At 69.4% G+C, this 23,093-nt stretch carries 16 protein-coding genes and 1 tRNA gene; 10 read left to right on the top strand and 7 right to left on the bottom strand.

What is annotated here, in order from left to right; genetic code table 11:
- Positions 1–42 precede the first annotated feature (42 nt).
- A complete protein-coding gene (locus OKJ99_RS42080) occupies positions 43–2,325 on the top strand; it encodes a (Fe-S)-binding protein (protein WP_326023938.1) in 2,283 nt (760 codons plus the stop codon).
- Between the two features lie 78 nt (positions 2,326–2,403).
- Here the strand turns inward: OKJ99_RS42080 and OKJ99_RS42085 are convergent, their stop codons facing one another.
- Positions 2,404–3,309: a TauD/TfdA dioxygenase family protein gene (locus OKJ99_RS42085; RefSeq protein WP_326023939.1), complete on the bottom strand. Its 906-nt coding sequence runs from the start codon at positions 3,307–3,309 to the stop codon at positions 2,404–2,406.
- A gap of 2 nt (positions 3,310–3,311) precedes the next feature.
- Complete coding sequence (locus OKJ99_RS42090) at positions 3,312–4,772, bottom strand: MFS transporter (protein ID WP_326023940.1); 1,461 nt, start codon at positions 4,770–4,772, stop codon at positions 3,312–3,314.
- 125 nt (positions 4,773–4,897) lie between these two features.
- Here OKJ99_RS42090 and OKJ99_RS42095 point away from each other — a divergent pair, with 125 nt between their 5' ends.
- The 6 genes from OKJ99_RS42095 to OKJ99_RS42120 all read left to right on the top strand — a co-directional run bounded on the left by OKJ99_RS42095 (position 4,898) and on the right by OKJ99_RS42120 (position 12,625).
- Positions 4,898–5,533 (top strand): TetR/AcrR family transcriptional regulator, encoded by a 636-nt coding sequence (locus OKJ99_RS42095; RefSeq protein ID WP_326023941.1) that lies wholly within the window; start codon positions 4,898–4,900, stop codon positions 5,531–5,533.
- 132 nt (positions 5,534–5,665) lie between these two features.
- Entirely contained in the window at positions 5,666–7,228 is a 1,563-nt protein-coding gene (locus tag OKJ99_RS42100; protein ID WP_326023942.1) for an esterase, read from the top strand.
- A 104-nt stretch (positions 7,229–7,332) separates the two neighbouring features.
- On the top strand, positions 7,333–8,733 hold the full coding sequence (locus OKJ99_RS42105) for an FG-GAP repeat protein (protein WP_326023943.1): 1,401 nt from the start codon (positions 7,333–7,335) through the stop codon (positions 8,731–8,733).
- 69 nt (positions 8,734–8,802) lie between these two features.
- On the top strand, positions 8,803–9,999 hold the full coding sequence (locus tag OKJ99_RS42110) for an FG-GAP repeat domain-containing protein (RefSeq protein WP_326023944.1): 1,197 nt from the start codon (positions 8,803–8,805) through the stop codon (positions 9,997–9,999).
- Positions 10,000–10,171: 172 nt separating this feature from the next.
- Positions 10,172–11,659, top strand: coding sequence for a VCBS repeat-containing protein (locus OKJ99_RS42115; RefSeq protein WP_326023945.1), 1,488 nt, complete (start codon positions 10,172–10,174; stop codon positions 11,657–11,659).
- A gap of 108 nt (positions 11,660–11,767) precedes the next feature.
- Positions 11,768–12,625, top strand: coding sequence for a Yip1 family protein (locus OKJ99_RS42120; RefSeq protein ID WP_326023946.1), 858 nt, complete (start codon positions 11,768–11,770; stop codon positions 12,623–12,625).
- 75 nt (positions 12,626–12,700) lie between these two features.
- On the opposite strand, the gene OKJ99_RS42125 is transcribed toward OKJ99_RS42120, so the two are convergent.
- Both OKJ99_RS42125 and dcd read right to left on the bottom strand, forming a co-directional pair.
- On the bottom strand, positions 12,701–13,198 hold the full coding sequence (locus OKJ99_RS42125) for a phosphoribosyltransferase (protein ID WP_326024028.1): 498 nt from the start codon (positions 13,196–13,198) through the stop codon (positions 12,701–12,703).
- A 20-nt stretch (positions 13,199–13,218) separates the two neighbouring features.
- Positions 13,219–13,794, bottom strand: coding sequence for a dCTP deaminase (gene dcd, locus OKJ99_RS42130; RefSeq protein WP_326023947.1), 576 nt, complete (start codon positions 13,792–13,794; stop codon positions 13,219–13,221).
- A gap of 510 nt (positions 13,795–14,304) precedes the next feature.
- Between dcd and OKJ99_RS42135 the strand changes: the two genes are divergently transcribed.
- Together OKJ99_RS42135 and OKJ99_RS42140 are read left to right on the top strand one after the other, a co-directional pair.
- Positions 14,305–14,378 (top strand) — tRNA-Gly (locus tag OKJ99_RS42135).
- A gap of 237 nt (positions 14,379–14,615) precedes the next feature.
- Complete coding sequence (locus OKJ99_RS42140) at positions 14,616–14,840, top strand: NUDIX hydrolase (protein ID WP_326023948.1); 225 nt, start codon at positions 14,616–14,618, stop codon at positions 14,838–14,840.
- A gap of 39 nt (positions 14,841–14,879) precedes the next feature.
- Here OKJ99_RS42140 and OKJ99_RS42145 read toward each other — a convergent pair whose 3' ends face one another.
- A complete protein-coding gene (locus OKJ99_RS42145; RefSeq protein ID WP_326023949.1) occupies positions 14,880–15,188 on the bottom strand; it encodes a putative quinol monooxygenase in 309 nt (102 codons plus the stop codon).
- 687 nt (positions 15,189–15,875) lie between these two features.
- Here OKJ99_RS42145 and OKJ99_RS42150 point away from each other — a divergent pair.
- Positions 15,876–16,274, top strand: coding sequence for a YunG family protein (locus tag OKJ99_RS42150; protein WP_326023950.1), 399 nt, complete (start codon positions 15,876–15,878; stop codon positions 16,272–16,274).
- 1,248 nt (positions 16,275–17,522) lie between these two features.
- Here the strand turns inward: OKJ99_RS42150 and OKJ99_RS42155 are convergent.
- Complete coding sequence (locus tag OKJ99_RS42155) at positions 17,523–22,532, bottom strand: DUF5979 domain-containing protein (protein WP_326023951.1); 5,010 nt, start codon at positions 22,530–22,532, stop codon at positions 17,523–17,525.
- Between the two features lie 260 nt (positions 22,533–22,792).
- On the bottom strand, positions 22,793–23,044 hold the full coding sequence (locus OKJ99_RS42160; RefSeq protein WP_326023952.1) for a winged helix-turn-helix domain-containing protein: 252 nt from the start codon (positions 23,042–23,044) through the stop codon (positions 22,793–22,795).
- Positions 23,045–23,093: the final 49 nt, after the last annotated feature.

Genomic DNA, 23,093 nt, shown 5'->3' on the forward strand with positions numbered 1-23,093 from the left:
CCTAAGTTACCGCTTAGTAACGCAGGCCCGAGGAGCCCCCAAATGCAACTCGCCGCGATCATCGTGTCGCTGGCCCTGATCGTCGTCGGCGTGGCTCTGTTCGCCCGAGCCATCGCGCAGATCTACCGCTACCTGCGGCTCGGCCAGAACGTCCCCGCGGGGACGCGTACCGACGAACCCGTGCAGCGCACCGTCACGGTGGCCAAGGAGTTCCTCGGCCACACCCGCATGAACAAGTGGGGGATCGTCGGCTTCGCGCACTGGTTCGTCGCAGTCGGCTTCTTCTCGCTGCTGCTGACGATCGTGAACGCCATCGGCCAGCTGTTCCAGGCCGACTGGCTGCTGCCGATCATCGGCGAGTGGGCGCCGTACAACATCTTCGTCGAGTTCATCGGCACGATGACGATCCTCGGCATCGCGATCCTCATCGTGATCCGCCAGCTGTCGAAGCCGAACAAGGCGGGCCGCAAGTCCCGCTTCGCCGGCTCGAACTTCGGCCAGGCGTACTTCGTCGAGGCCGTCATCCTGATCGTCGGCGTCTGCATCTTCATGCTGCACGCCCTCGAAGGCGCCCAGCACCACGTCGACAGCTACGAGGCGTCGTTCTTCATCTCGTACCCGGTGGTCAACGCGCTGGAGGGCCTGGACGTCTCCACGCTCCAGACGCTCACCTACTTCTTCGCCGGGCTGAAGATCGCGACCTCGTTCATCTGGATGATCACGGTCGCCCTGAAGACCGACATGGGCGTGGCCTGGCACCGCTTCCTCGCGTTCCCGAACATCTGGTTCAAGCGCCAGGCCGACGGCTCCGTCGCGCTCGGCGCGCTGCTGCCGATGACCTCGGGCGGCAAGGAGATCGACTTCGAGGACCCGGGCGAGGACGACACCTTCGGCGTCTCCCAGGTCGAGCAGTTCTCCTGGAAGGGCCTGCTGGACTTCTCCACCTGCACCGAGTGCGGCCGCTGCCAGTCGCAGTGCCCCGCCTGGAACACCGGCAAGCCGCTCTCCCCGAAGCTGCTCATCATGTCGCTGCGCGACCACGCGCACGCGAAGGCCCCCTACCTGCTCGCCGGTGGCGGCAAGGACATGGAGGGCAACGAGCAGGCCACCGAGGAGCAGCTCAAGGACGTCCCGGCCGCCGCCCTCGCGGAGGCCGAGCGCCCGCTGATCGGCACGGTCGAAGAGAACGGCGTCATCGACCCGGACGTGCTGTGGTCCTGCACCACCTGCGGCGCCTGCGTCGAGCAGTGCCCGGTCGACATCGAGCACATCGACCACATCGTCGACATGCGCCGCTACCAGGTGATGATCGAGTCCGCGTTCCCGTCCGAGGCGGGCACGATGCTCAAGAACCTGGAGAAGAAGGGCAACCCCTGGGGCCTGGCGAAGAAGCAGCGCCTGGAGTGGCTCAAGGAGCTCGACTTCGAGGTGCCGGTCGTCGGCAAGGACATCGAGGACCTCACCGAGGTCGAGTACCTCTACTGGGTCGGCTGCGCCGGCTCCCTGGAGGACCGGGCGAAGAAGACCACCAAGGCCTTCGCCGAGCTCCTCAACATCGCGGGCGTCAAGTTCGCGATCATGGGCGGCGACGAGAAGTGCACCGGTGACTCCGCCCGCCGCCTCGGCAACGAGCCGCTGTTCCAGCAGCTCGGCCAGGAGAACGTCATGTCGCTGAACATGGCGTTCGGCGAAGAGTACGACGAGGACGGCAAGGTCACCGAGGAGTCCAAGAAGCCCCGGACCGCGAAGAAGATCGTCGCGACCTGCCCGCACTGCCTCAACACGATCGGCAAGGAGTACCCGCAGATCGGCGGGGATTACGAGGTAATCCACCACACGCAGCTGCTCCAGCACCTGGTCGACGAGGGCAAGCTGACCCCGGTCACGCCGGTCGAGGGCATCATCACCTACCACGACCCGTGCTACCTGGGCCGCCACAACAAGATCTACTCCCCGCCGCGCGAGATCATCGCCAGCGTCCCGGGCGTCCGCAACGAGGAGATGCACCGCCACAAGGAGCGCGGCTTCTGCTGCGGCGCCGGTGGTGCGCGGATGTGGATGGAGGAGCGGATCGGCAAGCGCATCAACAACGAGCGTGTTGACGAGGCGCTGAGCGTGAACCCGGACATCGTCTCCACGGCCTGCCCGTTCTGCCTCGTCATGCTGACCGACTCGGTCAACGGCAAGAAGAACGACGGCAAGGCCAAGGAGTCCATCACCGTCGTCGACGTCGCCCAGCTGCTCCTCGACTCCGTCAGGACGCCGGTCGACCCGGCGGGCGAGCCGGAGACCGAGGACGCGCCGGAGCCCGAACCGGTGAAGTAACCGGTCCACTCGTCTCGTCCGTACAGGAGCGGGGCCGGTCCGTCCACAGTCCGTGGACGGGCCGGCCCCGCTCCTGCGTCAGTACGGCCGGTCCCCCAGGACCGTGACGCGCTCCATCACCCGGACCCGGGGGAAGTAGTCGCTCACCGCGTAGTGCTGCACGGCCCGGTTGTCCCAGAAGGCGACCGAGCCGGGCTCCCAGTGGAAGCGCACCTGGTACTCGGGGTAGTGGGCCTGGCGGAAGAGCAGGTCGAGCAGGTCGCGGCTCTCCTGCTCGGGCAGGCCCTCGATGCGCGAGGTGAACACGGCGTTGACGTAGAGGAGTTTGCGGCCCGTCTCCGGGTGGGTGCGCACCACGGGGTGCGACACCGGCTCACGTGCGGCGCGCGCGGCCTCGATGCTCTCGACCAGCGCGGCGTCGGCGCCACCCTTCGGCAGCGGGATCTCGTTGACGGCGCGCAGGTTCTCGATCCGGTCCTTGACGTCCTGCGGAAGGCCGTCGTACGCGGCGCCCATGTCCGCCCAGAGCGTGTCGCCGCCGACCTCCGGCACCTGCACCGCGCGCAGCAGGGAACCCAGCGGTGGGGTCTCGCTGAAGGTGACGTCGCTGTGCCAGATGTTCTCCGTGCCGGGGCGCGAGCCGTCGTGCTCCAGGCGGATCGCCTTCGTCCCCTCGACCTTGGGCAGAAAGGCGTGGTCCTCCAACTCGCCCCAGTGCGCGGCGACTTCGGCCTGTCGCTGAGCCGTCAGGCGCTGGTCACGGAAGAACAGGACCTTCCACTCCAGCAGGGCCCGCTTGAGCTCGGCGAAGGTCTCGGCGCCGTGGTCGGCGGACAGGTCGAGGCCGCGCACCTCGGCGCCGATGCCCGGGGTCTGCGGCACCAGGTCGAGCAGCCGGTACGGCTCGCCGGTGCCGCCGGTGGTGAACTCCCGGGGGACGAGCGCGGGGGCGGCGGTGTGCACGGGGTCGGAACTGGTCGTCACAGTCACAGGGACTCCTTCAGGGAGGGAGGGGCGGGATGGGCGGGGGCGCCGCCGGAGGCGGGGCCGCGTCCGTGGCGCATGGCCACCGTGATGAGCAGGGCGGCGGTTCCTGCGGCGGCCGCGGTGAGGAAGGCGGTGGTGTAACCGGCTGCGGCGTAGCTCCCGTTGCCGCCGCCGACCGGTTCGAGGGTGCGCAGGGCGGCGACGCCACTGGCGCCGATCGCGGCGCCGAGCTGATTGGCGACCGCGAGCAGACCGGTGCCGGTCGCGGCCCGCTCCGCGGGTACGGCGTCGGTGACGAGGTTCGCCCCGGCGACGTAGGACAGTCCGATGCCGAGCCCGAAGAGCGCGGCCAGGAACATGACTTCGGCCCGGCCGCCCGGGATCGTGGCGAGCGCGGCGGCGGCCGCCACCAGCAGTACTTGGGCGGTGAGCAGGACGGCACGCGGCGACCGGTCCCGCGAAAGGAGCCCGCCGGCCGGGCCCGCGACGAACGTGGCGAGCCCCTGCGGGAACGTCCACAGCGCGGCGCCGAGCACGCTGAGCCCGAAGGCGTAACCGAGTCCGTCGTGTCGGGGCGTCTGTAGGAGCTGCGGCAGCAGATAACCGACCGTGGCGGTGAGCGTGCTGGTCAGCAGGGAGGCGAGGAGCACCTGCCGCAGGACGGGCACGCGGAAGAGCGCGAGGTCGACCGCCGCGTCGGGGCGCCCGCGCTCGCGCCGCCAGAAGGCCACCGCGAGGAGCACCCCGAGCAGCACCGCGCCCAGGAAGGCGGGCGAGACCACGCCCTGGCGCACCGCGCTGCCGACGCCGGACACCAGCGCCGCCGCGGCCAGGCCCAGCAGAAGTGCGCCCGGGATGTCCAACCGCCGTACGGAATGGGCGACTTGGGGCCCGACGTCCCGGGGAAGCACGGCCGCGGCGACCGCCGACGCGACGAGCACCAGCAGGAACAGGAACCAGAACACCCCGCGGTATCCGTACGCGTCCACCAGCCATCCGGCGAGGAACGGCGCCGACACCCCGCTCACGCCGATGCCGGTGGCGACCGCCCCGATGGCGAGGGGCACCTGCCGGGCCGGGAACACCTCCCGTACGTAGGCGTACGCGACGGCGAGAAGTCCGCCGACGGCGCCTTGCAGGACCCGCCCGAGCAGGAGCAGCGGCAGATTGGGAGCCGTCGCGGAGACCAGCGCCCCCACCGCGAACACCGCGCTCGCGCCCAGCAGGACCCGCTTCTTGCCGATCACGTCGGCGAGCCGCCCGAGCAGCGGGATCGACACCACCGCGGCGAGGCTCACGGAGGCGGTCACCGCGTCGGCGCCCGCGGTACCGAACTCGGCGCCGATGGCATGGCCCGCGGGGTAGATCAGGCTGATCTCCAGGGGCGCGGTCTCGGTGAGCACCGCCAGCACGACGAGCGCGCACAGGAGCCGTCCCCGGGACGGGGCATGGGTGGGCACGACCGCTCAACTCCTTTGTGGCAGGCGGTGATTCACGCGAACACCTCCAGTTAACCCATGTGAGTTAAATAGGTCCATGCATACGGCGTTGCGGATTTGTGAACGCCGACTGCGAGGATGAATCCATGTCCACGACACCCCGGGCGGCCGGTACCCGCCTCGCGCTGATCGAGACCGCCGAGCGGCTGTACGCCGAGCGAGGGGTGCACGGGGTGTCGCTGCGGGAGATCGGCGCCGCGGCCGGCCAGCGCAACACCGGCGCCGTCCGCTACCACTTCGGGTCGAAGGAGGCCCTGCTCACCGCGGTCTTCACGCACCGCATGACCGAGGCGGACGCCGAGCGCCGCAGGCTCCTCGCCGAGGCCGACGCCGAGGGCCGCGGCGACAGCCCCGACGCCCTGGTCGCCGCCTTCGTCCTGCCGCTCGCCAAGCTGCTCGGCGACGCGGACCGGCCCACCTGGTACGTGCGCTTCCTCGTCCGGGCCACCGCCGACCAGGAAGTGGGCGCGGCCGTCCGCTACGGGCAGGGCAGCACCTGGACCGCGGGCGCCGAGGAGCTGGAGCGCCGGGTGCTGAAGCTGCTGATGAGGCTGCCGGAGTCGCTGCGGTACGAACGCTGGCGGCTACTGATCAGCTTCACCGTGCACGCGCTGGCCGACCGGGAGGCCCAACTCGCCACGGGCGACGCGGACCTGACCCCACGGGACCAGTTCGTCGGCCACGTCCTGTCCCTGGGAGCCGCCATGCTCCGCGCCGACTGACGCCGGCCCATCCGAAACGCCCGTACAACCCTTCCCTCTGATCCCGCGTCAAACGATGCGCCGGACAAGGAACGGGCCCTTTCCGGCCATCCCCCCGCGCTGCCCGGCCTTCCTTCAGCCAAGGAGCCGCACGTGCGCAAGAACCGAACGGCCGCCCTCGCCGCGGCCTCGTTCCTTCTTCTCACCGGTACGTACATCGCCGCCGCCCCGTCCGCCTACGCGGGCACACCCGGTGGCACCCGCGCCAACGACCGCAACACCGACTTCAACGGCGACGGCTACGACGACGTGCTCGTCGGCGCGCCCGGGGCCACCGTCGGCGGGTACGCCGGGGCCGGGATCGTCACCGTCCAGTACGGCGCCGCGAGCGGGATGGGGACGACCCGCTCCGCCGTCCTCAGCCAGAACACGGCCGGGGTGCCCGGCGCCGCCGAGAAGGGCGACGCGTTCGGGCAGGCCGTCGCCACCGGAGACCTCGACGGCGACGGCTACGACGACGCGATCGTCGGCGCGCCCGGCGAGGACCTCGGCACGGTCACCGACTCGGGCGGCGGCGTCGTCCTGTGGGGCACGCCCAAGGGCCTGGCCGGCAGCGCCACTACGGGACTTGAGGCCGACGAGCCCGCCACCGGCGGCAAGTTCGGCTCGGCGCTCGCCGCCGCCCGCTTCACCGACGGCGGAGACGGGGACCTGCTCGCCGTCCTCGACTCGGTCGGCCTCGCGATCTTCCGCTACGAGGCCGCGCCCGCCGCCAGATCCACCACCGGCGCGTCGGCGAAGAAGCTGGTCCGCGACTCCCGGACCGACTTCGCGCCCAAGGCGCCGAAGGCCGCCGCGCCGAAGGGCAAGGCGCCGACCGCCACCGCACGGGCCGCCACCCTGGCCGCGCCGACCGGGATCCAGCCCAAGTCCCTGACCACCGGCGACTACGACGCCAACGGCTTCGCCGACCTCGTCGTGTCAGGACTCTCCGTCGGCGACGAGTCCGGTGACGGCTGGTCGTACGTCATCCCCGGCACGGCCTCCGACGCCGACCCGCTGCCGAACCTCACGCTGCGCGGCGGCCCGGTCGCCGCCTCCGGAGACGTCAACGGCGACGGCAAGGACGACCTCGTCACCGGCGAGCCGAACAGCCCCGACGACGGAGGCCCCTGGACGACGGGCGGCATGGTCGGCGTCCACTACGGCTCGGGCTCGGGCCTCACCGGCGAACCGCAGTGGTGGACGCAGGACTCCGACGGCGTACCCGGCACCGCCGAGAAGGGCGACGGCTGGGGCGGCGACCTGTCGGTCGGAGACACGAACGGTGACGGGTTCGCCGACGTCGCGATCGGTGCGCCCGGCGAGGACATCGGGACGGTCGCCGACGCGGGCGCCGTGACGGTGATGCGGGGCACGACCCTCGGCCTGCGGACCAGCGACGTGCGGGACTTCAACCAGAACTCGGCGGACGTCCCCGGCGCGGCCGAGAAGGGCGACAAGTTCGGCGGCCAGGTCTCCTTCACCGACCCGAACGACGACGGACGGTTCGGCCTCCTCGCGGCGGCGCCCGGCGAGAACACCAACGACGGTGTGGTGTGGGTGTTCTCCGCGGGATCCGGCGGGATCACGGCGGCCGGGTCGTGGACGTACGGAGCGGGGGCCCTGTCCGGTCCGTCCCTGGACGCACGATTCGGGGCCGCGATCGACGAGTGACCGAGGGGCAGGGACCGGCACCCCCGTACAACCATTCACCGGTCCCCAGCCGTCACACCAGCGGACCACCGAGAACAACTGCCCTACCCAACGCTGGAGTTGACGTGCGCCTCAAGAAACTCGCCATGGCCGCCGGGGTGGCCGCCCTGACCGCGGGCGGCCTCACCCTCCCCCTCGCGGGGACCGCGTCCGCCGCGACGACCCTCAAGGACGACTTCAACGGCGACGGCTACCGCGACCTCGCCATCGGCACGCCCAAGGCCAACGCCGTGACGGTGACGTTCGGTTCGTCGTCCGGCGTGGGCACCGGCACCGGCAAGGCCGTGACGGTCACGCAGGAGACCGCCGGGTTGCCGGGAGCCAGCGAGAAGGAGGACGAGTTCGGGGAGAACGTCACCAGCGGCGACATCAACGGCGACGGCTACGCCGACCTGATCGTCGGCGCCCCCGGCGAGCAGGTCACCGACTGGGCGAGCGGCTCCCTGAACGTGGTGTGGGGCGGCGCGAGCGGCTTCACCAAGGGCGCCACCGTCTACCACGCGCCCTCCGCCGACGACGAACGCTTCGGCGAGAGCGCCGTCTTCGTCGACCTCGACGGGGACGACCACGCCCAGCTCGCCGTCGTCAGCGCCAAGAAGTACTGGTGGTACTCCGACTCCAACAAGCCCGAGGACGCCTACGCGCCGGAGGTCGAGTTCGTACCGGCCGACGTGACCCTCGAAGGCCTCACCGCCGACCAGTTCCACGGCAGAGGCGTCGGGAAGACGTACACGTACGTCCTCTACGGCAAGCACGCCGACGGCAGCCCCTACACGGGCTGGGTCAACGGCGGGCCCGGCGACATCGGTTACTACTCCGGGCGGATCGACGGGCAGTACACCGGCTCCACCACCGGGACCGCCGCCACCGGCGACGTGAACTGCGACGGCTACCCCGACCTCGTCACAGGACAGCCCGAGGGCAACTCGGCCTGGGTGTTCTACGGCGGATCCACCATCTTCACCGACGAGATGGAGGGCATGGACAAGATCACCCAGGACAGCGAAGGCGTGCCCGGCGTGACAGAGGCCGAGGACCGGTTCGGCGCGTCCGTGGCGGTCGGCGACGTGACCGGCGACGGCTGCGACGAGATCGCGATCGGCGCGCCCGGCGAGAGTGTCGACGGCGTCAAGGGGACCGGCTCGGTGACCCTGCTCAAGAGCGGCAACGGCTCCAACAGGGCGGGCCGCTCCTACCACCAGGAGACCGCCGGGGTGCCGGGCGTCGCCGAGACCGGCGACCGCTTCGGCTCCACGGTCCGCCTCAAGGACATCAACGGGGGCGGCCGCGCGGACCTGTCCGTCGCCGCGTCCGGCGAGGACATCGGCTCGGCCGCGGACGCGGGCGCCGTCACGGTGCTGCGGGGCTCGTCGCCGTACCCGACGACGACCGGCGCGACGTCGTTCAACGGCTCGGACTTCGGCCTGCCCGGCGCGGGCATCGCCTTCGGTACGTCCCTGCGCTGACGGCCCCCGTCCCCGCCCCTGCCATCATGTGGACGTAGTCAACTCATGGGACGGGCGGGGGCGTTGTTGATGCCGGATCACATACGAAGAAGCGGCGGGACGCTGTGCGCCGTGCTGCTCGCCGCCGTGCTCACGGCGTGCGGCGGCAGCCACGGAGACGGCGCCCACCGCCCCGCGACCGTGGCGGGCAAGCAGCAGCGGATCGCACCGCTCCCGATCCCGCGCGGCAAGGGCAGCAGACTCCCCACCGACTTCAACGGGGACGGCGCCCCCGACCTCGTCCTCGACGACCTCGCGCACGACGGGCTCGGCGACGACCCCGGCATCGGCATCGTCTACGGCAGGAAGGGCCGCGGGCTCGTCGCCGGGACCCGGCAGTTGCTCACCCCGGCGAAGTACGCGGCGCGCACCAAGGGGCAGGCCCCGGCGACGTTCGCTTCGGAGGCGAGCTGCGACCTCGACCGGGACGGCTACGCCGACCTCGTGGTCTCGACGGACCCGCCGTACGACGGTCAGGGCATGCCACCGGTCCCGCTCCAGATCCTCTTCGGCTCGCCCACCGGCTTCTCGGGCAAGGGCGCCTCCGGCAAGGGCGTCACGCTGAAGATCCCCGCGCGGGCCAGGGCCGGCAACGAGTGGCCCGACCAGCCGGTGTGCGGGGACTTCGACGGCGACGGCAGGAACGACCTGGTGGTGCACGCGAGCGGGGGACGGCTCAGCGTGCTGTCGGGCCCGTTCACCCGCGCAGGCGCTCCGCGCGGCGCCGTCGGCATCGCGCAGGCCTCCGGGAATGTACCGACGGGCCCCGCCGCCGACCTGAACGGCGACGGCGCCGACGACGTCCTGGTCCGCGCCCACGCGGGCACGGCCCGCGCCACGGTCGCCCTCGGCGGGCGCGGCGGCTTCACGAAGGGCGCCGCGTACCCCTCCGGCACGGCAGCCGTGGCCGGGCGCTTCGGGGTGGCGGTGCTCGGCAAGGGCGGACTGCGCCTGGGCGGGCGCACGCTCGATGTCACCGGGGACCGCCTGCTGCCGGCCGGCCGCGACGTACTCGTCTCCGACGCCGACACCACGTACCTGATCCACGCGGGCAAGGCCCACCGCCTCCCGGCGAAGGGCCACGCGATCGCCGCGGCGGACTACGACGGCGACGGCCACATCGACGCGGCCCTCCAGTCGACCGCCCCCGACCGCCTGACCATCGTCCCCGGCTCCACGAAGGAACCCCGCCAACCCTCCTTCACCACCCGCGACTTCACCGACTGACTCGAGAAAACAAACCCGACCGCTTCCCCGTACAACCCTCCCGCCCCACCAACGGTCTCCTGTTAGCCGAACGCAGGGTCATGTCCGGGAAAACTCCCGGCCAACGCCCCGCGCCCGGCACCCCGTTGACGGGACACCCGCCAGGCGTCCCCTTCCCGCAGGAGCCAACCAAATGGCCAAGCACAGACGCACGCCCGCCCCTTCCCCGAACCGTCTTCGCCTCGCCGTGGCCACGGCCACGGCGGCCGCGCTGACCGGCGGGTTCTTCGTCGCCACGGCGGGGACCGCGTCCGCGGCCACCCCCGGCGTCGCCGCCTCCGACGCCGACTTCAACGGTGACGGCATGGCCGACGTCGCCACCTCCGCACCGCTGGCCAACGTGGCCGGCCACGCCGGCGCCGGACAGGTCAGCGTCCTGTACGGCGGCGGCAAGCACACCACCATCAGCCAGAACTCCACCGGTGTGCCCGGCTCGGCCGAGACCAACGACGCCTTCGGATCCGTCACCGCCTACGGCGACTTCGACGCCGACGGCTACGACGACCTCGCCGTGGGCGCGCCCGGCGAGGACGTCGGCACCGACAAGGACGGCGGCACCGTCGCCATCCTGTTCGGCTCCCCGAACGGCCTCGGCGGCGGCAAGACGCTCACCGACCCCCGCCCCACGAAGCACGACGCCTTCGGCGCCCGCCTGGCGGTCGGCGACTTCGCCGGCACCGGCTTCACCGACATCGCCGTCGCCACGCCCGGCTCGGCCACCATCGACATCACCCCCGGCCGCTTCACCCGCACCGGCCCCACCGGCGGCTCGTACACGGTCAGCGCGCCCGTGCAGAGCGGCTCCACCGGCGTCGGCATCCACAACCTGCACTCCGGCGACGTCAACGGCGACCACATCGACGACCTGCTCGTCAACGGGTACGAGAACGACTCCGACATGGGCTGGAACGCCAACTACTACCTGCCCGGAACCACCACCGGCGTCAATGCCTCCGGCGCCGTCAAGCTGCCCGCCGGCGTGATCACGGACATCGGCGACGTCGACGACGACGGCTACGGCGACGTCGTCATCGGCCTGGAGTGGGACACCGACTCCGACGTCCCCGGCGCCCAGCTCGGCGGCGCCGTCAAGATCGCCCACGGCTCCGCGAACGGCCCGGACGCCTCCGCCGTCCAGACCATCGACCAGGACACCTCCGGCGTCCCCGGCGGCGGCGAGACCGGCGACGACTTCGGCGGCGAGCTCGACCTCGGCGACATCAACGGCGACGGCCACCTCGACCTCGTCGTCGGCTCCGCGGGCGAGAACCTGGGCGGCGTCGCGGACGCCGGCGCGATCACCGTCCTGTACGGCGCGGCCGACGGCTCCGGCATCACCGGCGCGGGCGCCAAGCTCTACAGCCAGAACACCCCGGGCGTCCCCAACTCGGACGAGAAGGACGACAACTTCGGCTCCGACGTCCACATCGACGACCTCAACGACGACGGCCGCGGCGACGTGATCGTGGGCGCCCTGGGCGAGAACGGCGGCAACGGCGCGGTCTACTCCCTGACCTCCAAGGCCGACGACACCCTGTCCGGCTCCGCCGGCACCTACGTCTCGACCCTCGGCATCTCCGGCTCCGGCACCCCGCTGCTCGGCGCCACCTTCGCCGACTGACCCGCCCCTCGGGCGCATCCCCTAGGGGATGTCACAGCTCAGCCGCAATGCCGGGCCCGAACCCCGGGCCCGGCATTCCGTTCACGGAAACCAGGTACGTTCGAGTACGTGGCTGGATTCAGGAACGGACGCGGCCGGGACAACCGCGAAGCGCCGCAGGGACACCCTCCGTACGGGCCCCCTCAGCAGCAACACGCGTACGGGCAGCAGCAACAACAACGGCAGCAGTGGCCGCAGCCGAACGGCGGGCACGGCGAGCCGGAGTACTTCGGCGATCCGAACGCGCCGCGTGCCCACGACCCGTACGCGGCGAACAACCCCGGTCACACCCAGGCCTTCTCGGTGAACCCCGGCGACGACCCGTACGTGTACGGCCAGGGCTCCACCTACCAGGCGGGCGCGCCCGCCCCGGCCGGTCCGGTCGGCCCCCGCCTGCACTGGAAGCCGCTGCTGTCCGGAATCGTGCTGCGCCCCTCGGCGACGTATCTCCAGATGCGGGACTACGCGATGTGGGGCCCGGCCCTGATCGTCACGTTCCTCTACGGACTCCTGGCGATCTTCGGCTTCGACGGCGCCCGCGAGGACGTCATCAACGCGACGATGTCCTCGGCGATCCCCTACGTCCTGACGACCGGCATCGCGATCACGATCAGCTTCTTCGTGCTCGGCGTGGTCACCCACACCCTGGCCCGCCAGCTCGGCGGCGACGGCGCCTGGCAGCCCACGGTCGGCCTGTCCATGCTGATCGCCTCCCTCACCGACACCCCGCGCCTGGTCTTCGGCATGTTCCTCGGCGGCGACGAGATGTTCGTCCAGATCATCGGCTGGGCGACCTGGATCGCGGCGGGCGCCCTGCTGACCACGATGGTCTCCAAGTCCCACGAGCTGCCGTGGCCGAAGGCGCTCGCGGCCTCCGCGATCCAGCTGATCGCACTGCTCTCGATCATCAAGCTGGGCACGTTCTAGGGCTTCGGCCCATGCCTTCCGGCACACGAAATGAGGGGCCCCGTGGGGCCCCTCATTTCATTGGTCTGCGCACCCTCAGGCGTCGAGCACCTGTCCGTCACGCTTCACGACGGGCGGCTCAACACTCCACGGGAAGTTGATCCACTCATCCGTCCGCTTCCAGACGTACTCGCACTTCACGAGCGAGTGGGACTTCTCATAGACGACGGCCGAGCGGACCTCCGCCACGGTGTCGAGGCAGAAGTCGTGGACGAGCTTCAGCGTCTTGCCGGTGTCCGCGACGTCGTCGGTGATCAGGACCTTCTTGTCGCTGAAGTCGATCGCGTTCGGCACGGGCGCCAGCATGACCGGCATCTCGAGCGTGGTTCCGACGCCGGTGTAGAACTCCACGTTCACCAGGTGGATGTTCTTCACGTCCAGCGCGTACCCGAGCCCGCCGGCGACGAAGACGCCGCCGCGCGCGATGCTCAGGATGATGTCGGGCTGGTAGCCGTCGTCGGCGACGGCCTGCGCGAGCTCGCGCATGGCGACACCGAACTTCTCGTACGTAAGGTTCTCGCGCACGGGCGCCACATCACTCATGTTGCTGCTGCTCACACCTGGGTCCGATGGAAGTTGAGGAAGGAACGGGAGGCGGTGGGCCCGCGCTGTCCCTGGTAACGCGAACCGTAGCGCTCGCTGCCGTACGGGAACTCGGCGGGTGAGGACAGCCGGAACATGCACAGCTGGCCGATCTTCATGCCGGGCCACAGCTTGATGGGGAGCGTCGCGAGGTTCGAGAGCTCAAGCGTCACGTGGCCGCTGAAGCCGGGGTCGATGAACCCGGCCGTCGAGTGCGTGACGAGCCCGAGCCGCCCGAGCGAGCTCTTCCCCTCGAGCCGCGAGGCGAGGTCGTCGGGCAGGGAGATGACCTCGTACGTGGAGGCCAGCACGAACTCACCGGGGTGCAGGATGAACGGCTCGTCGCCCTCCGGCTCCACGCACCGCGTCAGGTCGCTCTGCTCGACGCTCGGGTCGATGTGCGGGTACTTGTGGTTCTCGAACACCCGGAAGTAGCGGTCGAGGCGTACGTCGATGCTCGACGGCTGCACCATGGATTCGTCGTAAGGATCGATCCGGACCCGTCCGGCGTCGATCTCGGCCCGGATGTCCTTGTCTGAGAGAAGCACGTAGCGAGGATACGCAGTGGGCGCGGGCCCGCCACAATCGGCGGGGCCCGCGCCCACTGTCACTGGTGCCGCTTACCGCTCGTCCGGTCCCACAGGAACGGCGTGCCGAAGTCGCGCGCACCGCGGACACCGAATAAGCCGGCTTGGACCGAGACGGTCCGCCTGCTGCATCGGGAACGAAGCGGTGCTGAACACGTGCCCTTCGGCACATCGGACGACGGTGCGGTCCATCGAGTCCATCAAGTCCCGGAGTCCCTTCCCCACGGAGCCATTGGGCCAGTTTCCTGACCGACGACAGAAAGCAACATTACGGGATGAAAGGGACGCCAATCCAGGCGGCACCCCGAGGTGAATCGTCCTCGGCCGGACTCCCCACCGTACGCTCCAACTCCCTTCACCCGCAGTCACTTCCACCCCGCACAACGCAGCCGGGCCCCGGGGGCTTCGGCGCCCGGGGCCCGGCATGGGGTACAGTGTCGCCAGTACGGATCGCCTCAACGGCCGTACCGCGCGGGTGTAGTTTAATGGTAGAACATAAGCTTCCCAAGCTTAGAGCGCGAGTTCGATTCTCGTCACCCGCTCCACACAGAAGCCCCAGGTCATCGACCCGGGGCTTTTTGCTGTGCGGATTCGCTCAGTCGTCGCGTGCCACATCCGTGCCAGAAGCTTGATCATCCGGCTTCCGTGCCACAGCCTTGCGAGCCCGCCGAACGCTCCGGTCGAGCATGCCCGCGACCTCCTGTTGCCGCTCCCCTTCGGAGTGCTGATAGATCATCGCGGCTTTCTCCGAGGACTGCCCTGCGCGCACCATCGTGTCCTTCATGACGGTCGGGGCCGTCGCCATGGTCTTCCCATGCACCCCTGACGGCGGGACCGAACAGTTCTCGGACGAGTCGACCGCAGTCACCTGGCTTGCCCCGGACGACGCCATGGCCGCGATGCGCGAGGCCTACAGCATCCGCATCGCAGACGCCCTCACCGGCGATATGGCGCCCCGCATCCGAACCCATGACGGCCGCAAGCTCACCGACCAGACGAGTAGCTAGGGCTGTCCCTGGCTGTCAGCCTACGGGGCGCCTCATGCCCTATTCATCGTTGTCTCCGAGTCCACCCACAACGACCAGCTCGCGGCTGGTGAACTCGCCCGTGAGCATGGGCATCGCGGACGCGATCGCCTCCTTGGCTTCGGGCAACTGCAGGGATGCGTCGTGGCGCTCCTTCGATTCCCAAACCTCGGTGACCACCATCGTGTCCGGGTCTTCGATGTCCAGTCCCACCAAGTAGCTGCGGCAGCCGAGCGCTTCGAGGCTTGCGGCTCCAGAGAGCAGGATCGCGACCACCTCGTCGCGCTTGCCCGGCTGGGTCTTCATCGAACCGATGTAGCCGTAGGCCATCTCACGCCGCCTTTCGTCGGGGTTCCGCTGTCCGGCACCATGTTCACTCGCCTCAGGCCAGCACGCCCAACAATCACCGCAACCGGGATCTCCACACCTCATCAGACCTGCCGCAGGGCGGGACGACCTCCCCAGAGATGCCGCGTCCCATCGACCATGACCCCAGGGGGTGTTACAGGTTTCTCTACCTCACCAAGCCCCGGCTGCGCTCCGCTCCGCCGGGCGGGCTCCCGGCTCCGCTGCCCTTCGCGCTCATGCCTTCGGCCCGCGCTACGGGCGCTGCGCCGACGCGCGCCCACACGTGGATAGGCCGGGAGCACGAGTCGAGCACCCGACCACTCCGGCCACGGCCAAAGACGATGCCTCCGGCGGGGGATCGGCCGGCACCGGGGGCCGGGGGTCGCGCTGCCGAGTGCGGATCCGCGGGTGGTTGCGAGGAGCTCCCATCCCGTCCACCGTCGACCCAGGCAAAGCCGAGCAGACGTGGCCCCTGGTGTCCAGGTCGTTCGTACAGTGGCGCGCTCCACCTGGACACCAGGGGCCACGCCCGCTCCACTACGTGTGGGTCGACGGCGGACGGGATAGGAGCTGGGGTTGAGTGGTGGGTTGGGCATGGTGGGGAGGTGCGGCAGAGCGCTGTTCACGATGATCCCGGTGGGTGTCAGTGGTGACTGTGATGCTGCCGCCATGACTCCGTGGAATCTGCTTGACCTCGACAGCGCCCTGCGCGTCAGCTGGGCTGCCGATACCTGCTCGCCGGACGATCAGCCGGACTGGGTGCCGGATAATCCTGCCTGGGGACACTGCGACATCACGGCCTTGGTCATCAACGATGTCCTCGGCGGCGACCTCATGGTTGGCGAGGTGCATTTCGATGGTGTCCAGCAAGGCTTCCACTGGTGGAATCGGCTGCCCAGCGGTGTCGAACTCGATGTGACGCGCGAACAGTTCCTGTTGGGGCAGGTGGTCACTGCGGCTCGTGTGGTCGAGCGTCCGCCTGGTCGGTTGCGACGCTGGGATGAGTATCTGCTGCTGCGAGAGCGGGTCAGCGAGCACCTGGAGCATCTGCCGGAGCCCAGGATCTGACTTGTCCGCCTACAAGGATCTTGCGCTGTCCGCTCTCAATGGGACGACCATCAGTTGGCATGCCGCGAGAACTGGATTGTCAAGGGTGCCTAGGTCACCTGACATCAGCGGCTGACACCAACAAGCGCGAACGACGCCGATCAACGCCGGACCTCAGCGGCAGGCGGGCCGGGGTGCAGGGGACGTTCGTTGAGGTCGAGAGAGTGCCTCGATCGACCTGATAAGGATGGGGTCGGACGTCAAAGTCCACGCCGACAACTTGATGCGCGCCAGGGGGGGCACATGGAGCGCCGAACTCAACGCCGAGCCTTCGGCATCTGGCTACTGACAGGGCTCGGGCTTCTAGCGATCTCACGTGGACTGCCGCGGTTGCTTTCGGCACCCTTCGCGGTGTGCGTGATCTGCGACGTGCTGGGCTTTGTCCTGTTACTCGTATCTGTGGTGCTGGGCATCTGCGCGGAAGTCAGGCGCAGGGTCGGCGAGACCGCGTGCCCCTCCCGTGCCCGATAGACCGGTAACTCACGGGGAATTGCGGCCACTAGAAGGCAACACGCACGACGAAGGCCCCCGACCGATGTTCCTGGTCAGGGGCCTTCACCCTGCGCGGTGGGTGTGGGATTTGAACCCACGGAGACTCTCGCCTCGACGGTTTTCAAGATCGTCCAAATGGGGGCTGGCTTCATCGAGACTCCGCTGACCGCGTGCACGCGCTAAAGTCGCCTCGGAGCTGTGCTGAGCTCGGCATTGCCGAGTCTCGCGCTGTCCCTCTCCGCGGCCGTCATCTGCAAGGTTCTGGCATCGAAGTTGAACGACAACGACCAGAGCGTGGAGACGAACGAACGTGAGGAGAACCGCATGACTGATGAACCGAAGGCGAGCAGGATGAAGCAGTGGGCCAGCGCTCTTTGCGACGTACTGGGAGACCTTGCAGTCGGCTTCGCGGGTGGGGCAGTGTCGAGCTGAGCACGGCTCCTTTGCTCTCCAGCAGCGACGCACAGCACGGGCACCAGCCGTGCCACTTTCGTGCCAGGTCGACCGGGGAACCACGGGGAACAGCAGGCACGAAGTCGACCGCGCCGAGAGGCCGTTAAGCTGTTCCCCCGCAGGTCAGGGCCCCAACTCCCCCTAGATCACCCGAGCTTCCCAAGCTTAGAGCGCGAGTTCGATTCTCGTCACCCGCTCCACACAGAAGCCCCAGGCCAGTGGCCCGGGGCTTTTTGCTGTGCGGATGCGGTCGGACGGCGAGGATCAGGCGCGGCCCCTGCGGGACATCGCGCGGATCGTGAGGCCGGCTGCCAGGGCGAGGACCGTGAGGAGGGCGCCCAGGAGGGTCCAGTCGCGGAAGCCGGTGTCGGCGAGGTGGCCGCCGCCGCCGTGGCCGCCGTCGGTGCCGGGCTCCGGGAAGGTGTTGGTGACGTCGACCGTGGCCGCGCCGTTCACCTGGACCTCGCCGTCGGTGCCGTCGTCGGAGGCCTCGTACGTGACGGTGTCACCGGTCGGCACGTTCGTCTCCTGCACCGTGCAGGTCGCGCCCTCCGGGACGCTGATCGTGCGGTCCTCGCCGTCCTTCAGCTCGAAGGAGCTGTCGTCGCCGGAGAGGGCCACGTCGCCCTGGTCGGTGGTGCAGGCGAGGGAGAAGTCGTACGGGCCCGCGCCGCCGTTCACCACGTGCTTGGTGACGGTCAGGTCCGCCGCCGGGAAGGTGTTGGTGACGTTGATCGTCGCCTGGTCGTCGGAGTCGGCGGTCGTGATGACGGCCGGGTTGTCGGCGGAGCCGTGGTCGACGGTCGCCTTCGCCGCGCCCCCGGTGTCCACCTCCTCCGCCCAGCAACGGGAGTTCACCGGCAGCGGCTTGATGGTGACGGGTTCGCCGGCCTTCACCTCGTACGTCTTGTGCAGGATGCGGTCGCTCGGGGCGCCCGAGGCGTCGGGGAGGGCGCAGGAGACCTCGACGCCGTAGGTGCGGCCGTCGTCGGCGTAGTCCGCCGCGTCACCGTCGATCCCCTTGGTGAGCTGCAGCGCGCCGAACTCGTAGGTGTTGGTGATCCGGGCGAACTGCGGGGTCTCCGGGCCGATGTTGGGCTTGATGGTGACCTCGACGGGGTTGTCCTTGGTGTGGTCGGTCTGGCCGCCTCTGGCCGAGGTCTCCCAGATCTTGCACTCGGCGCCCGCCGGGATGCCCTTCACGTCCACCGGCTTGTCCACGGACACCCGGTAGTCCTCGTCGAGGACCACGCGCGGCAGTCTGCCCTGCGGGTGGATGGTGCAGGTGACGTGGTACGAGTACGGCACCTTGCGCAGCAGGTCCGTCGCCGCGTCGGGGTGCTTGCCGAGCCGCTTGACCAGCCGCAGCTCGCCGTAGGAGAGGGCGACTCCGACCTTGATCGGCTCGTTCTTCTGCAGGACGCGCGGGGAGCCCGCGCGGTCGGTGGTCTCGTTGTGGGCGTAGGAGTTCCAGGCGATGGTCGGGTCGCCGTTGTGGGCGACGTCGAGCGGGGTGTTCATCGCGTACGTGATGTCGACCGTGCCGCCGGGCTCCAGCGGCTGCGGGAACGTCAGGTCCATGTCGGCGCCGACGGCCTTGTTGCTGTAGGCGTCGTCCCACGTGTCCGACGGGCACTGGTCCGTGCTCGAACCGGCGCCGCCCATGTTCAGGTCGTCGGTGCACAGCGGTTCGTCGTTCTCGTACTTGGTGGTCATCTCGCCGGGGCTGCCCCCGTCGAGTTTCGGCTCGGAGGCGAGCGTGGGGCGCTTGTCCCAGGCGGTGGCGCGGTCCTGGTCGAGGATGACGCCCTTGTCACCGGCGACCGGGAACCGGTCGATGACGCGCATGTTCGTGCCGTCCTCGGTGCCCGCGTTCCGCAGCCGCATCAAGTAGTGGTACTGGTCACCGGGGTTGACCAGGGCGATGCACGGGTTGGCGGTGTACTTGCGGCCGGTGGAGTCGGTCGTCATCAGGCAGGAGTCGTCGCCCACGTCGACGGTCTCCCCGGTCTTGGTGTTGTACCAGCCGAGGTCGTCGTTGCCCGAGACCCACTTGCGGGCGGTGAACGCGGCGCCGGTCTTGGCCGTCAGCTTCGCGTCGTCGACGCAGTACAGACCGGAGCCGAACATGGCGCCGTTCTCCTCCGCCTCGCTCGCGTCCTCGCAGGCCAGGTCCGGGTCGGACGAGGTGGCACCCATGGTGTTGGTGACGGACTCGTCGGCACGGATGCCGGCTTCCAGCTTCACGTGGATCTCGATGGTGAAGCTGCCGCCCGGCGGGAAGTTCCACGCCTTGCCGTCGTCGTCCTTGGAGAAGTCCCAGGTGAGCCCGGAGACCCGGTCGCCGGCGGTGGTCTGCGAGAAGACGGGCGTCGGGATGGCGACGGTGCCGTCCGGCTCCTTCTTGTCGGTGATCTTGTACGGCTCGCCGTTGTCCCCCGCGAAGGTGTCGTCGAACGCGATGCCCTCGGGGAGGTCGTCCTTGACGACCAGGTTGGGGACGTTGGCCGTACCGGTGTTGACGACCTTCAGGTAGAAGGGGGCGTCCTCGCCCGGGGAGAGAACGGTGTCCGGGGTCTTGTCGACGTCGATCTTGGGGTCGCCCTTGACCAGGTCGAGGGTGGCGTTGACCGGGTCGATGTCCCGGGGCTTGTCCTCGTCCTCCACCTTGGTGAGGAACTGGCCGGTGGCGGTGTCCTCCAGGTGGTCCGGGATCGGCTCGCCGCTGCTGCGCAGGGTGGGCCGCGGGCTCACGTCGAGGACGAGGATGCCGGAGCAGCTGTTGTCCCCGCACTCGGGCTTGATCACGTAGCCGTCGTTGGTGGTGCTCGTCGAGGTGTACGTGGCACGGATGCCGGTGACGTCGGCGGCGTTCACGCCGGACGGCAGCGCGGCGGCGGAGGACGGGGTGCCGTTGATCCACTCACCCTTCACGTACGCGTCGATCTGTACGCGGTTGGCGCCGGCCGGCATCTGGTTCGACTTGATGGACACGAGGTCGACGGCGTCGAAGAAGTCCTCGTCCTGGTCGATGATCTTCAGGTACTTGGCCGACATGTTGCCGGTGTTGCGGACGGTGAGCGTCATGTCCGCGTGCTGGCGGGGCAGTCCGGCGACGTACTCGGGGAGCTGGCCGGGGGCGATCGTCTTGTTCAGCGAGGCGCCGTCGGCGGCGGGCCCGGTCTCCAGGGTCTTGCAGTCGCTGCCGTTGACGTCACCACCCTGGCTGTCCTTCGCCGTGACGGAGAAGCAGTTCTGGAACGTCTCGCCGTTCTCGACGCCTTCGCGGCGCTCGGCGGTGACGTTGATGGTGACGCTGTCGGCCGGGGCCAACTCGCCGTTGTAGAGCGCGCGCACGCCGGTGGCCCGCGCGAGCACGGCGGCGTCCACGCCCTCGTAGTCGACCCAGGCATTCGTCTGCGGGTCGTACACCTGGAGGGTGACCGGCGCACCGGACGGCGAGACGGAGACGGAGGTGATCTCCAGCTTGTCGAAGGGGCTGGCACTGCCGGGCTTCCCGTCCGCGTCGGCGGACGGGTCGGTGATGACCACGTCGCTCAGCGGCAGGTTGCCGGTGTTGGTGAACTTCAGCTGCATGTCGATGGGTTGGCCCGGCGGAACGTCCGTCTGGCTGACGTTCTTGACGCCGCTGCCGCTGCCGTCCGGGTCCTCGACGACGAGGTTCTGGCACGCGCTGCCGGAGGCAGTGCCGCTGCCGTCGCTGCGGCCGGCGTCGCCCTTGGTGCCGGCGCAGTTGCTGACGCCGTCGGCGACGTCTGCCGCGTCGACGTCGTCGGTCAGGGTGCCGTGCAGGTCGAGGCCCGCGGTGGCGCCCTCGGCGATGGACGGATTGCCGTCCGCGTCGACGCCGGTGTAGACGACCTCGACCTTCTTGACCTGCTTGCAGTTCGCGGGGACCTCGTAGGTCGCGTTCTCCGTGTACGTCTCTGTGCGGGTGGTCCCGTCCTCGCAGGTGACGGTCAGCTTCGCCTCGGTCGCGCCCTCGGGGAAGCGCAGCCGGACCTTGTCGACGTCGAGCTTGTCGAACTCGCTGGTCGCGTTCGCGTCCGGCTCGGTGATCGTCAGCGTCTTCACCTTGAACGGCGACTTGTTCGACAGATCGACCTCGGTGCTGACCGGCGAGTTCTCGCCGATCACCGCGTGCTCGTTGGAAGCGTGGGAGAAGTCGCCGTTGGTGTCGGCGTAGTACTTCTTCGTGGTGCCCAGGACCAGGATGTCCGGCAGGATGTCGTACGTGTCGCAGGCCTGCTCGCCGTCGACGTCGCCGTCCGTGGTCTCCTTCGCGGACGGCGTCGCGCAGTTGTTGACCGTGATCTTGTCGGTGGGCTCCAGCTTCGAGCCGTCCGAGCGCTTGGTGTCCCGCAGCTTCATGCCGACTTCGACGCTGCCGCCGTTCTCGTCGTACGGCAGCGGGTCGCCATTGCTGTTGGTGAAGACGACCTCGAAGCCGACCACGTCACCCGCGTCCACCCCGTCGGGCAGCGGCAGTTCTTCGGTGGGTGCGGTGACGGTGTCGCCCGTGTGCGTCTGGCCGTCCGCCGTGGTGACCACGAGGTGCGCCTGGTCGGCGCCCTTGGGGTAAGCGGTCACCTTGGCCCCGGTGAAGTCGAAGTACTCGAACGTCTCCTCGGTGTCGTCGGACACCGACAGCTCGGTGACCTCGGCCGAGGACGAGGAGCTGTTGCGCACGTCCAGCTTGATCGTGGACTCTTCGCCGGACAGCGCGACCGCCGAGCCGTCCTCCCACGTCTTGGTGGAGACCGGCTTGACCACGCGCGGGATGGAGATGGTGATGTCGGAGTCGGAGGTCTTCGGGTCCGCGTTGTCGGCCTCGGCCTTCGCGGTGTTGGTGATGGTGGTGCCGTCCTCCAGTTGCGTGTCGGCCGGCACCCGCATCCCGATCTCCACCGAGCCCGCCTGGCCGGCGCGCAGGCCGGTCTCGCCTTCCGGGTTCTGGAGCGGCTGCTTGTAGACGATCGTCAGCTGCCGCGTCGCCTCGTCATAGGTGACGTCACGGGTGCTGTCCGACTTCGGAAGGCTGGTCACCTCCAGGCCTTCCGGCAGGGTGTCGGTGACCGTGAAGTTCACACAGTCCACCTCCAGGCCGGAGCACTGTCCGCTGATGGTGTAGATGAACTCGTCGCCGGGCTCCAGCGGACCGTCGGCATCGTTGGTCTTCGTGATGCCGACAGCGCTCATCGGGTCGTCCGCGAAGGCGAGAGGGGCCGTGAGGGCCTGGGTGCCGAAGATCATGCTGAGCACCGCGGCCATCACGACCACAAGTCGTAGTCGCGGTGGCCTTCCTCTGCGCAAGGACCAGGTCCGCATTCGCATCACGTCAACTCCCGAGCAAGGTTCTGGGCGTGATCGCGACGGTAGAAGGTCCCCTCTTATATAAGTCTTACGGCGTGCCGGATGATTGACGGCCTATCAGACATTTCGCCCGTACGGCGGCATGGGGGTCTGCTGCCGTGAGCCGTGAGGGGCCTGCTCGGGATTTTTCCGGGGAGGGACTATGTGGGCGGGAGTTCGCGGACGACGAAGGTGCCGCGGGCGTGAACGGTGACCACGAGGCCCTTGTCCCGCAGGATCACGAGGGCGCGGCGCACGGTCTGGTTGCCGATGCCGTACTCCTGCGCCAGCACCATCTCGCCCGGAATCCGCGTTCCGGGGGCGAACTCGCCACCGCGGATGCGCCGTTCAAGGATCTCCGCGAGCTGGACGTAGTGGTACTCGGCGGCGGTCGGATCGATCTTTTCACTCACGACTGCGACCGTAATCGACCGACCGAAGTCATGCACTGCCAGTATCTGT

The sequence above is a fragment of the Streptomyces endophyticus genome, from assembly GCF_035798155.1.
GTDB lineage: Bacteria > Actinomycetota > Actinomycetes > Streptomycetales > Streptomycetaceae > Streptomyces > Streptomyces endophyticus.

What these genes read in the sequence shown, in the direction of transcription:
- OKJ99_RS42110 (WP_326023944.1), top strand. Translation starts at nt 8,803, where the DNA reads ATGCCGGATCACATACGAAGAAGCGGCGGGACGCTGTGCGCCGTGCTG.
- OKJ99_RS42115 (WP_326023945.1), top strand. Translation starts at nt 10,172, where the DNA reads ATGGCCAAGCACAGACGCACGCCCGCCCCTTCCCCGAACCGTCTTCGC.
- OKJ99_RS42140 (WP_326023948.1), top strand. Translation starts at nt 14,616, where the DNA reads ATGACGGTCGGGGCCGTCGCCATGGTCTTCCCATGCACCCCTGACGGC.
- OKJ99_RS42150 (WP_326023950.1), top strand. Translation starts at nt 15,876, where the DNA reads ATGACTCCGTGGAATCTGCTTGACCTCGACAGCGCCCTGCGCGTCAGC.
- OKJ99_RS42080 (WP_326023938.1), top strand. Translation starts at nt 43, where the DNA reads ATGCAACTCGCCGCGATCATCGTGTCGCTGGCCCTGATCGTCGTCGGC.
- OKJ99_RS42145 (WP_326023949.1), bottom strand. Translation starts at nt 15,188, where the DNA reads ATGGCCTACGGCTACATCGGTTCGATGAAGACCCAGCCGGGCAAGCGC.
- OKJ99_RS42095 (WP_326023941.1), top strand. Translation starts at nt 4,898, where the DNA reads ATGTCCACGACACCCCGGGCGGCCGGTACCCGCCTCGCGCTGATCGAG.
- OKJ99_RS42155 (WP_326023951.1), bottom strand. Translation starts at nt 22,532, where the DNA reads ATGATCTTCGGCACCCAGGCCCTCACGGCCCCTCTCGCCTTCGCGGAC.